Annotated in this window: 1 protein-coding gene; it reads right to left on the bottom strand. The window is 54.2% G+C overall.

The window, feature by feature from the left end; translation table 11 throughout:
* A partial coding sequence (locus HMPREF1627_RS02045) for an MFS transporter (RefSeq protein WP_234305205.1) occupies positions 1–512 on the bottom strand: 512 nt, incomplete at its 3' end.
* Positions 513–718: the final 206 nt, after the last annotated feature.

Here is a 718-nt window from a genome sequence, read left to right as displayed (position 1 = left end):
GGGCCTGAAGCCATCTGTATGGCTCCGTCTCGCGCTTGATTAGCGGCGAGGGCGCGCGGTAGCTGCTCGCCCGGTACGAGTTGGCGTAGCGCGGGAATGGAGACTCCGCCAAAGAATCCACTGCGTAGACCGGATAGTGCCGCAAGTGCGAACAAAGTGGCCGTGTTGAGGTTGCCGGTTAGGTAGGCAAGTATGGCGCTTGCCCAAATGAAGACGCCGAGCCCGTGCCCAACCACAAGTAGTTTCTTTCGGTCAACACGGTCGGCCACTACTCCTCCGGGCAAGTACATGAGTAAGGAGCTGATCATTGAAACGCCGCCTATGGCTCCGGCAAGGCTGAGTGATCCGGTGATTGCAAGCCCGATGAGGGGCATAGCGAAAGCTCTTATCGCGTTCCCAGCGTCTGCCGCGACGTCTGAAACGAACCATTTCAGGTAGTCCGAATTGCGGTGTAAAGGTTTCACTGCCGCGGTGTTCTCTGATTTTGTATGGGTTGCTTCGTTGATGCTCATGGCAACAACCATAGATCAGCAAATAAGTTTGCGCAAGAAACCTTGCGCAAAATATTCTGTATTGTTTATTTATGGCGACTAACGGCGAAGTTTTGTTAAAGACGCTGGCAAATCCAAAGCGGATGGATATTTTGTACCAGCTTGCATTTCATGATGAGGGCGCCCGCGTGAGTGATCTGGCGCAAGCGCTAGGGGAAGCGCCGAAC

The organism is Actinomyces sp. S6-Spd3 (genome assembly GCF_000758755.1).
GTDB lineage: Bacteria > Actinomycetota > Actinomycetes > Actinomycetales > Actinomycetaceae > Pauljensenia.
This window is presented reverse-complemented; position numbering and strand designations above follow the sequence as displayed.